The sequence below is a fragment of the Bacillus haikouensis genome (genome assembly GCF_013179555.1).
Taxonomy (GTDB): Bacteria; Bacillota; Bacilli; order Bacillales; family Bacillaceae_B; genus Rossellomorea; species Rossellomorea haikouensis_A.
This window is the reverse complement of the sequence record NZ_JABMCR010000154.1, coordinates 1-10,423: the sequence shown is the minus strand read 5'-3', so window position 1 is coordinate 10,423 and position 10,423 is coordinate 1. Positions and strand designations below refer to the sequence as shown.

Genomic DNA, 10,423 nt, shown 5'->3' with positions numbered 1-10,423 from the left:
AAAGAATGAGAAGGGACAACCCGTTTCCATTTACGGATTGCGCCAGACGAATCGCGATATATTCGAAAAAGCCCGTCTTACTCGTCACCGTAACGATAAGCATCATTGAAAATAATAAAGCGATGGTCTTCCAATCGATATAGGTGAATAAAGCCTTTTCAATTGGGAACGCACCAATCAATAGCATGGCTGAACCTCCGGCCATTGCCGCAAGCACCCGGTTCCATTTCTCAGTAATCAAAAGAATGTATACAAGTACGAAAACGATAAGAACGAGAGTCGGTGACATAATCAAGCTCCTTCTGCCCGAAGTCGAGTTTCAATATAAGTCTATGATGCTTGACCATAAAAAATTTCTAGTCTTTTTTTACAGTTCTGCGAATATGCTTGTACTAGTAGAAATTAAATATGGGAGGCAGAAAGGGGAGAGCAATCATCGAAGCGAAAAAAATCGGAGGGGCCGTACTTTACGGCACTTTAACCATTTTTCTAATAGCAGTTGTGGCAAGTATTGTATTTTCATTAATGCTTCGGTTTACAGAGCTTACTGAAAGTTCGATTTCGTTATTTGTCACAATCATATCATTTTTGGCATTATTTATCGGGGGATTCATGTCCGGTGGAAAAGGAAAGATGAAAGGCTGGATGCTTGGGGGTTCTACCGGACTGATTTATACTGTCATCGTTTTTTTGTTTCAATATTTAGGATACGACAGCTTCTTTTCACTCGAACAGCTGGTATACCATGGCTGCTATATAGTAACGGCAATGATGGGCGGTATACTTGGAGTCAATTTGAGCGGCGGACCTTCAAGGGAGTAAAATCCGTTGAAATTGAAACACTGAATATAAAAAAAGGCTGCTCCTTTGCGCATGACACGCAGGAGCAGCCTTTTTCAGTTGAGATGAGTTTATACGTTTACTACTTCTCTGATTGCATTGCGATCATATGTAAGTCGGCTTCCGTCTCCGCAAAGGATGACTATTTTGCCTTCTTCAATGGCATCAATCGTTCCATGTAAACCGCCGATCGTTATAATTCGATCACCTTTGGCCAGTTCACTTTGCATTTTCGTAACAGCTTTTTGACGTTTTTGCTGCGGACGAATAAGCAAAAAGTAGAAAAGCACGAACATAAGTATCAACGGTAAAATTGTACCTAAACTATCCATTCATTTCCCCTCCTTTCAATACTCAGATAAAGATTACTATTAGCTTAGAAGTTTTTCGCATCTGGTCGGTTAAAGCCATATTGCTCGAAAAATTCTTCTCTGAAGTCCCCCAGTCGATCTTCTCGAATCGCTTGTCTGACCTGCTCCATTAATTTTAACAGAAAATGAAGATTATGATAAGTCGTAAGGCGTATTCCGAAGGTTTCATCGCATTTTATGAGGTGACGAATATATGCACGACTGTAATTCTTACAAGTATAGCAGTCGCATTTTTCATCAATCGGTCTGAAATCCCTTGCGTATTTCGCGTTTTTAACGACCAGACGCCCTTCACTCGTCATTAATGTACCGTTACGTGCAATCCGTGTCGGTAGCACACAGTCAAACATATCAATCCCTCTGACCGAACCGTCTATAAGTGAGTCAGGAGAACCCACTCCCATCAGGTAACGGGGTTTATCCGCCGGCAGATGCGGGGTAGTAAAATCGAGCACGCGATTCATGACGTCTTTCGGCTCTCCTACTGAAAGCCCTCCGACAGCATAGCCTGGGAAGTCAAGGGAAACAAGGTCACGGGCACTTTGTTTACGGAGCTCTTCATACTCCCCTCCCTGCACAATCCCGAACAGCCCCTGATCCTGCGGCCGCTGATGAGCGGCAAGACAGCGCTCAGCCCATCTTGATGTTCTCTCGACTGAGCTCTTCATATAATCATACTCAGCAGGATAAGGCGGGCATTCATCGAATGCCATCATAATATCGGAACCGAGAGCATTTTGAATGTCCATTGCTTTTTCCGGACTCAGGAATAATTTATCACCGTTTAAATGGTGACGGAAATGTACCCCTTCTTCCTCGATCTTACGAAGCTTGCTCAAGCTGAAGACCTGGAACCCTCCAGAATCCGTGAGAATGGCACGGTCCCAATTCATAAATTTATGAAGGCCGCCAGCTTCCCTGATGATTTCATGACCGGGACGGAGCCACAAATGATAAGTGTTGCTCAGAATGATTCCCGCATCCATTGATTTCAGATCTTCAGGGGACATCGTTTTAACGGTGGCAAGTGTTCCTACCGGCATAAAGGCTGGTGTATCAAAAGAACCGTGCGGTGTGTGCACACGTCCAAGTCTCGCTCCGGTCTGTTTACAAGTTTTGATTAATTCATATTTTATTGCAGTCAAGGTGGTGATTCTCCTTCCGAATTAGGTAAAGCCCCAGGTTACTTTATGAACATTGCATCGCCAAAGCTAAAGAATCTATACTGTTCATTAACCGCCGTTTCATAGGCATGCAAAACGTTTTCCCTTCCGGCAAGTGCGCTGACAAGCATGATCAGCGTTGATTTCGGAAGATGGAAATTCGTGATAAGTCCATCAATCCCTTTAAATTCATATCCTGGATATATAAAGATATTGGTCCATCCATTTTCTTCAACGAATTCCCCATGTTTCGAAGCAATCGTTTCTAATGTACGTGTCGATGTAGTCCCGACAGTGATAATTCGTCCGCCGTTTCCTTTGACTTCATTCAACAGTCGTGCAGTGCCTTCTGAAACTTGATAGAACTCAGCATGCATATCATGTTCTTCAATATTATCCACAGATACCGGTCTGAACGTTCCAAGCCCGACATGGAGTGTGATAAAGGCAATATGTACTCCTTTATGCTTCAGTTCCTCAAGAAGCTCTTCTGTAAAGTGAAGTCCTGCCGTCGGTGCCGCAGCGGAACCCCTTTCTCTGGCAAAAACGGTCTGATATCTGTCCTGCTCGTCCAGACGCTCACGGATATAAGGGGGCAGCGGCATTTCTCCAAGCTCATCCAATACTTCATAGAAAATACCTTCATATTGGAATTCAAGTATTCTTCCGCCATGATCTTTCAAACCGATACATGTCGCTTTCAGTTTCCCGTCACCAAATACGATCTCCGTTCCAACCCTGACACGCTTTGCAGGCTTGACGAGAGTCTCCCACTGATCTCCGTCTTCCTGTTTCAACAAAAGCACTTCAATGTTCGCGCCTGTACCCTGCTTCTGCCCAAAGAGACGTGCAGGCAAAACCCGGGTATCATTTAATACCAGACAATCCCCTTCATTGAGGAATTCCACGATATTCTTAAATCGGTAATGTTCAATTGATCCCCGTTCTTTATCCAATACCATCAATCTGCTTTCGGATCGATGCTCAAGAGGTGTCTGAGCGATCAATTCCTCAGGCAGATGAAAATCAAAATCTTCTACATTCACTTCATGTCACCCAGCTTTTCAATCTCACAAATGAGGTCTATTTAAATCGTCCAATGATATAAAACACAAGTGAAAGTATAACACTTAACAAAATAGAAGTCATAAGTGGAAAATAAAATGTTGTATTTTCTTTTTTAATTACGATATCACCAGGGAGTTTCCCAATCTTAATAAATTGCATCAGAAAGCCGATGATCAGGATGATTCCGCCAATGATCATCAGCAGCTTCGGAATTCCTGTCACTTCGCGGGCACCTCCAGTTGAAAGTGTTCATAAACGAGATGGGTGACTATTCGTCCCCTTGGTGTGCGCTGCAGGAAGCCGATCTGCATTAAATAAGGTTCGTACACATCTTCAATTGTATGTGATTCTTCCCCGATACTTGCTGCAATCGTATCCAGCCCGACAGGACCGCCCCTGAAACGTTCGATGATCCCCCGCAGAAGCTTATGATCAATATGATCCAGACCGAGCCTATCGACTTGAAGGAGCTCCAGCGCTTCCCTTGAAACCTGTGAGGTGATATCTCCATTTCCTTTCACCTGTGCAAAATCCCTGACTCTGCGAAGCAGTCTGTTCGCTATACGCGGAGTGCCCCTTGAACGCCTTGCAAGTTCTTCAGAAGCGGACGCTTCAATCTCGGTTTGCAAAATCGCCGCCGTTCTCTGAACAATTTCATTTAATTGCTCTTCATTATAATATTCCAATCGGCACAAAACTCCAAACCTGTCCCGGAGCGGTGCTGAAAGAGCACCTGCACGGGTCGTGGCTCCGACTAGCGTGAAAGGCGGAAGATCCAAACGAACGGAGCGGGCACTCGGTCCATTCCCTATTACGATATCGAGGCAGAAATCTTCCATCGCCGGATATAATACCTCCTCGATTGCCCGCGGGAGACGGTGAATTTCATCTATAAACAGTACATCCCCGGGCTCAAGTGCTGTCAGGACCGCTGCAAGATCACCGGGCCTTTCGATTGCAGGTCCCGAAGTCGTGCGTAGATTGACGCCCATCTCATTGGCTATGACAGCTGCAAGGGTGGTCTTCCCCAGTCCCGGAGGACCATAGAGTAGAACGTGATCCAACGTTTCCTGACGCATTTTCGCTGCTTCGATGAATACTTCGAGATTGTGTTTCACCTTGTCCTGACCGATATACTGCTTTATCGTCCGGGGTCTCAACGAAAACTCAAAGGAATCCTCGTTTATTTCAGATTCGCCTGATACAATCCTTTCTTCCATTCAGCCTTCCTCCTTTCTCCAGTTCTTTTATTTCAAGAGCAATTGAAGTGCTTTACGGATGATTTCATCCGCTGATAAGCCTTCTCCTTTTAATTTTGGCGTCACTTTCTTGATTTCCCTGTCCGAATAGCCAAGAGCTTTTAGAGCAAGTATCCCCTCTTCAAATGCCTCATCTTTGCCGGCTGTCCCTGATGCCGCTTCATCCTGTTCATTAAAGAGATTGGGGAAGTAATCCGGAACCACATCCTGAAGTTTGCCTTTCAGATCGAGTATCATCTGGCGTGCCGTTTTCTTCCCTACCCCGGGGAATTTCGTCAGAAAGCTTTCATTTTCTTCCTCGATCGCTGATATGACCTGTTGCGGGGCCCCGGATGCCAATATCGCCAAAGCCCCTTTTGGACCGATCCCTGATACATTCAATAGTTTCATGAACAATAATTTTTCTTCCAAAGCAAGAAACCCATAAAGGGCAATGAGATCTTCCCTCACATGCTGGTATGTAAAAATCTGTATTTCCTGATTTTGATATTTTGAATAGATGAATGGATTTGCCGCATTAAGCTGATAGCCGATCCCATTGTTTTCTACCACTACATACTCAGGACCTACTTGAGCAACAGTCCCTTTTATATATTCATACATCGAATTCTCTCCCTGTCTATGTAAATACTCATTGTATCATAATTATGACCATAAAGGCGGAAAATACCGGTCATTAGAGAAACACCTGTTCTTATTTTATCAGAAATTCTCCGAATGTGAATCGTATGTGTAGTAATTTTTCAGGATGCTTCATCCTGATTGGTAAATATTATTAAATTGATGAAATTTACCTGAAACCCTGCTTTTTTCTGGGAAAGAACAAAAACAACCAGAATCATGTCATTCTGGTTGTTTTCCTAATATATGCCTTCTCCATATGCCGGTATTTCTTTTCACTCAAGTACTGAATACGGTTTAAAGCTTTCCAATACCTCTTCAAACTTCTGTTTGGACTTTACTGGGATTCCTTTCAGCAAGGTCTCATGACTATTGCTTTCAAGCTTCTCCATATCAATCTGAAAGAAAGATTGAATGATTTCCGCTTGACCGGGCTTTCCGTTAAAAATTGACAGAACCCCATTTTCAGATACGCCGAAGTAGCCGTTTGTCTTTAACAGAGGTGAAATATCATCCACTTGTTTCTGGAAGATGACCTCTTCCTCCGTCATATCAATAAGCTGCCATTCAGCATATGCCGCCCAGAAATCTTCCATACTCCAGATTGTTTCCTGAACAACCTCTTCACTGATTTCCCCATCCAGGTACACTCTCTCCAATTTCACCGTAACAGTATGAGCCGATGCCACATCTACAGGGAGATCCCCAGTCTCTGTCAGTCGGACGTTATCACGGTCGGCAGCCTGTTTCTCTTCCGTATAAAAGAACGTAAAGTAAAAAGCACCCAGCAGCAGCATTACCATAAACACGATTCGAATCTTCATCGTCATCGTGATCACCTCATACTAATTTTGTGTCATTCTTCAATCATTAGTGTGACCAAACTCTGCTAAGAATATCCAGTGCCATTCAATTTATTTCGAGTTTCCCCATCTAAACAAAAAAAGATCACCAAAAGAGGCTAGACTCTTTTAGTGACCCTTTATTATCAATCATTATTCTTTATCGCCTTGAACATATTATCAATATCCAGGTTGATTCCTTCAAAAGGACCGCCATCTCGCAGGTCATTATCGATATTCCTGACGCGGCTGAATGTTCCTTCATCGGTGACAACCTTAACGGAGCGGCCGTTAAGATATGGTTTTACAGCTTTCTTGATGTTTGCTTTTGTTTCCTCTTCTTTCTCGGTGTTGTGATCTTGGAGTTCGACCGCTATCAGGACGTCGGTACCATAAGCAACTGCGCGAACATCGCTTACGTTTTCAACATTCCCGGTGACGTCCCCGATTTTCTCAGCCAGGTCACCTTCATAAGCGGTATAGTATGATCTGTTAGCTTTTCTGGTATTATCATCTAAATGCCCATGATAATTCGCGTCACCATGACTTGCACGCCCGTCCTGTTCAAAAAAGTTCTTGTCATGATCCGCAAGGGGAGCAGATGGATTTCTCGGATTTCCATTATCGTCTTTGACTTGAAGATATTCACGCTTCCTTTGACGAATATCCTGTCCTTCCCTGCCGACAGAATGGTCATACATCTCCGTCAGAGGTCCATCCCTCTCGTCCCGGTTATCTCCACCGTGGCCTTCATTTGAATAATATCCCAGGGGCTCGTAGGAATCTGTATACTTATTCTGAGCTTCTTCTTCTCCTGTATTACAGGCTGCCAGACTCAACGTCATTACGGCCGTCAATGGTACCATGAATAAACGTTTATTCAATGGTGCTTCCTCCTTCAACCCGCTGATTGAGCATAATTCCTGCTCACCATTAGGTTGTGAAAGAGCAGCTGTCTTCATTCCTTCAAGTAGTTGGATACTTCTCCTACATTATGGGTTAAGATTCGATTCACTTCCTGATGCAGCTCTTGAGAGAATTGCATCCTCTGTGGAAATTGGTGGATAGTTAAATCGATGAGATAATTCCATGCCCTCTGTTTATAATGGTAATCTTCCCTGATGAACCTGTTCAATTCCCTGAAAACATCAGTCGGATAAAGTAAACCCATGTAAAACGCCAGTTGATTTTGATATTTTTGATACGCTCCCAATTGTTTCAAGTCATTAAGCGACCAATCGATAAAAGGGAGAATGCGATTACAGAATTGCAGGTCATCCATTAAAGGCGAAGACAGAGCAATCAAATCGAAATCAATTAAATACACATTGTTGTTTTTGCCCCGTAAAAAATTATGATGTGCTACATCACCATGTGTGATGCAGAAAGGCATTTCAGAATGGTCAAGTTTCTCCAACTGTTCAACTGCGCGTTTTCCCCATTGCAGATACGTATACAAATAATATGGCTGAATGAACGGTTGAAGTAAGGGCAAGTTATTTTCAAAAAGACTCAAACGTTTCTTCCATTTCTTCATCCACTTGTACTTAGGAAGTTCCTCCAGCCACTTACCTTGTATTTTACCAGTGAATGCATGAAATCTTTTCAGTACAGATAATACATCCATCCTGTCTTGAGTATTGCTATAGTTTATGGGTTCACTGGTTTCCAGCCACATGGTCAATCCGATTGGATAGCCTTCAAATATAAGTATTTCCCTTTGATGGATTGGGTGGAATGGCAGGACGTGAGGAAAATTCTTCTGTAATAATGTTTTTATCAATGTTTCTTGCATGATGAATCTGTTTTGACTGGGAAATTTTTTTACAAACCACTTCATTCCATTACTGTATAACACCCATTTTCCTTCTTTTAATTTAGTTAGGGATGCGGAATAATCGTGTAATTTATGTTTCAAAAAAGAAAGGAGACGATACGTATAATCGTCTCCTCTCGGATGAAAATCAACCGTCAAGATCGTCATCTTGGAAGTTTGGCATTGCAAAGGCTCCAGGTCCGAACATCCCTTGTTCCATCCGCATTCCCGGACCCATCATTCCTTGCCCCTGTCCGTACGGCATTCCTTGAGGCATTTGCTGTGGCGTCTTAGGGCCGCCGCAGCCGCAGTCTTCTTGATCACTTGCTCCCATCACGCCGGACGGTTGACCCATCGGGCTTTGCGCTCCCATCACGCCGGATGGATAACCCATTGGGCTTTGCGCTCCCATCACACCGGATGGATAACCCATCGGGCTTTGCGCTCCCATCACACCGGATGGATAACCCATTGGGCTTTGCGCTCCCATCACACCGGATGGATAGCCCATTGGGCTTTGCGCTCCCATCACACCGGATGGATGACCCATTGGGCTTTGCGCTCCCATCACACCGGATGGGTGACCCATCGGACTTTGCGCTCCCATCACACCGGATGGGTGACCCATCGGACTTTGCGCTCCCATCACACCGGATGGATAACCCATTGGGCTTTGCGCTCCCATCACACCGGATGGATGACCCATCGGCCATTGTCCTGAAGATGGCGATTCTTCCATGGCTCCTTGAACCTGCCCTTGAGGCCACATTGGTTGACCATGCATGCCTCCCGGGAATCCGGATCCTGGCATAACGGGAGATACCGGATAGCAATTGTCATTCGGCATCCATTGACCCTGAGCAGACTGGGAAGGCATTTGTACAGAAGGATAATCTTCTTCTTCATCAGAAATTCCCATCACGCCGGATGGATGACCCATTGGGCTTTGTGCTCCCATCACGTCAGATGGATGCCCCATCGGACTTTGCGCTCCCATGACACCGGATGGATGACCCATCGGGCTTTGCGCTCCCATCACGCCGGACGGTTGACCCATCGGGCTTTGCGCTCCCATCACGCCGGACGGTTGACCCATCGGGCTTTGCGCTCCCATCACGTCAGATGGATACCCCATTGGGCTTTGTGCTCCCATCACGCCGGACGGTTGACCCATCGGGCTTTGCGCTCCCATCACGTCAGATGGATACCCCATCGGGCTTTGTGCTCCCATCACGCCGGACGGTTGACCCATCGGGCTTTGCGCTCCCATCACGTCAGATGGATACCCCATTGGGCTTTGTGCTCCCATCACGCCGGACGGTTGACCCATCGGGTTTTGTGCTCCCATCACGTCAGATGGATACCCCATTGGGCTTTGCGCTCCCATCACGCCGGACGGTTGACCCATCGGGCTTTGGTTTGGCATGAATGGCATCATGGACGATTCATCATCATCATATCCCATTCCATGCATCATCGGCATTTGCTGCATTCCAGGCATCATCGAAGCGCCTTGAACCTGACCACCATAGCCCATCGGCATTCCATAACCTGGATGCATACCCCCATGTGAACCTCCAAAACCTGAACCTGGCATTAATGGTGACACAGGTACGCAATTATACGGGTTGAAATTCATAGGTTGATTGTACCCTCCTTGTTGTTGTGGTTGAGCCGGCATTTGTAAGCTTTCTTCTTCGTCATGAATTCCTTTTACATTGTTTTGCTTAGGCTTCTCAGCTTTTTGTTCTTTCTTATCTTTGGTTTTTGGAAGAATATTGGAAGGTTTAGGCGGCATTTTAGGCTGTTCTTTCATCTTTGGTTGAGTTTTTGGCTGAGGTTTTGGCTGCGGTTTGGGCTGCTGGACCGGTTTCTGTATCGGTTGCTGCATAGGTTTCTGCATAGGTTTCTGCATGGGTTGCTGCATTTGCATATTCGCCATGTTCATCATGTAATAGTTATTGATATCAATTTCCGGGACGACCGGCTTCGGCATCTTCGGAGTAAACGGTTTTTGTGCTTTCTTTGGCTGTTCAGCAGCAGGCTGTGTGATCGGTTTCTGCTCTTTAAAAGGATGCTCAGCCTTAGGCATCTCTTTCATCGGCATTTCCTTCTTTGGAGCCTCTTTAGATCCGAATTTTATCTGGGTTTCTTTTTTTACGGATCCACCTGAAGCCGGAACTTTGATTTTCATTCCCGGCATAATCATATCAGGGTTTGACAGTTGGGCATTCATTTGCTTTAACTCTTCGAAATTCACACCATATTTCTTGGCGATTTTCCAAAGAGTGTCCCCTTTTTGAACAATATGGATTTTCACTCTTTTTCCCTCCTCAGGCATAAGTCTATATATCCTATGACTAGATAGGCAAATTGCTAATCATCTACATAAAAACTTATGAATCGGCGGGGGAAAATATACCAGATAGTAAGCTGCATATAC

12 protein-coding genes are annotated in these 10,423 nt (G+C 44.9%); 1 reads left to right on the top strand and 11 read right to left on the bottom strand.

The genetic code is table 11. From position 1 onward, the window contains the following. Positions 1-289, bottom strand: a 289-nt coding sequence (locus HP456_RS14700; RefSeq protein ID WP_281358052.1) for an SLC13 family permease, incomplete at its 3' end; no start/stop codon positions are given. Between the two features lie 119 nt (positions 290-408). Between HP456_RS14700 and HP456_RS14695 the strand changes: the two genes are divergently transcribed. Further along, complete coding sequence (locus HP456_RS14695) at positions 409-822, top strand: TIGR04086 family membrane protein (protein WP_172252386.1); 414 nt, start codon at positions 409-411, stop codon at positions 820-822. Positions 823-911: 89 nt separating this feature from the next. Here the strand turns inward: HP456_RS14695 and yajC are convergent, their stop codons facing one another. The 10 genes from yajC to safA form a co-directional block, all read right to left on the bottom strand. Next, positions 912-1,172, bottom strand: coding sequence for a preprotein translocase subunit YajC (yajC, locus tag HP456_RS14690; protein ID WP_172252384.1), 261 nt, complete (start codon positions 1,170-1,172; stop codon positions 912-914). A 44-nt stretch (positions 1,173-1,216) separates the two neighbouring features. Further along, positions 1,217-2,356 carry a tRNA guanosine(34) transglycosylase Tgt gene (gene tgt / locus HP456_RS14685; protein WP_172252382.1) on the bottom strand — a complete coding sequence of 380 codons (1,140 nt, stop codon included), beginning with the start codon at positions 2,354-2,356 and terminating at the stop codon, positions 1,217-1,219. A 38-nt stretch (positions 2,357-2,394) separates the two neighbouring features. Beyond that, positions 2,395-3,420, bottom strand: coding sequence for a tRNA preQ1(34) S-adenosylmethionine ribosyltransferase-isomerase QueA (gene queA / locus HP456_RS14680; RefSeq protein ID WP_172252380.1), 1,026 nt, complete (start codon positions 3,418-3,420; stop codon positions 2,395-2,397). A 37-nt stretch (positions 3,421-3,457) separates the two neighbouring features. Next, positions 3,458-3,664 carry a DUF2905 domain-containing protein gene (locus HP456_RS14675; protein WP_172252378.1) on the bottom strand — a complete coding sequence of 69 codons (207 nt, stop codon included), beginning with the start codon at positions 3,662-3,664 and terminating at the stop codon, positions 3,458-3,460. After that, complete coding sequence (ruvB, locus tag HP456_RS14670) at positions 3,661-4,662, bottom strand: Holliday junction branch migration DNA helicase RuvB (protein WP_172252376.1); 1,002 nt, start codon at positions 4,660-4,662, stop codon at positions 3,661-3,663. The genes HP456_RS14675 and ruvB overlap by 4 nt, the downstream gene beginning before the upstream one ends. A 27-nt stretch (positions 4,663-4,689) precedes the next feature. After that, entirely contained in the window at positions 4,690-5,304 is a 615-nt protein-coding gene (gene ruvA, locus HP456_RS14665; protein WP_172252374.1) for a Holliday junction branch migration protein RuvA, read from the bottom strand. A 293-nt stretch (positions 5,305-5,597) separates the two neighbouring features. Further along, the gene (locus HP456_RS14660; protein ID WP_172252372.1) at positions 5,598-6,152 is read right to left on the bottom strand and encodes an intercompartmental signaling factor BofC; all 555 of its coding nucleotides are present in this window, start codon (positions 6,150-6,152) and stop codon (positions 5,598-5,600) included. 158 nt (positions 6,153-6,310) lie between these two features. Next, positions 6,311-7,048, bottom strand: a complete 738-nt coding sequence (locus HP456_RS14655) for a YhcN/YlaJ family sporulation lipoprotein (protein ID WP_172252370.1) — start codon at positions 7,046-7,048, stop codon at positions 6,311-6,313. A gap of 74 nt (positions 7,049-7,122) precedes the next feature. Continuing rightward, complete coding sequence (locus HP456_RS14650; RefSeq protein WP_172252368.1) at positions 7,123-8,022, bottom strand: phosphotransferase; 900 nt, start codon at positions 8,020-8,022, stop codon at positions 7,123-7,125. Positions 8,023-8,128: 106 nt separating this feature from the next. Then, positions 8,129-10,300: a SafA/ExsA family spore coat assembly protein gene (gene safA / locus HP456_RS14645; protein ID WP_172252366.1), complete on the bottom strand. Its 2,172-nt coding sequence runs from the start codon at positions 10,298-10,300 to the stop codon at positions 8,129-8,131. Positions 10,301-10,423: the final 123 nt, after the last annotated feature.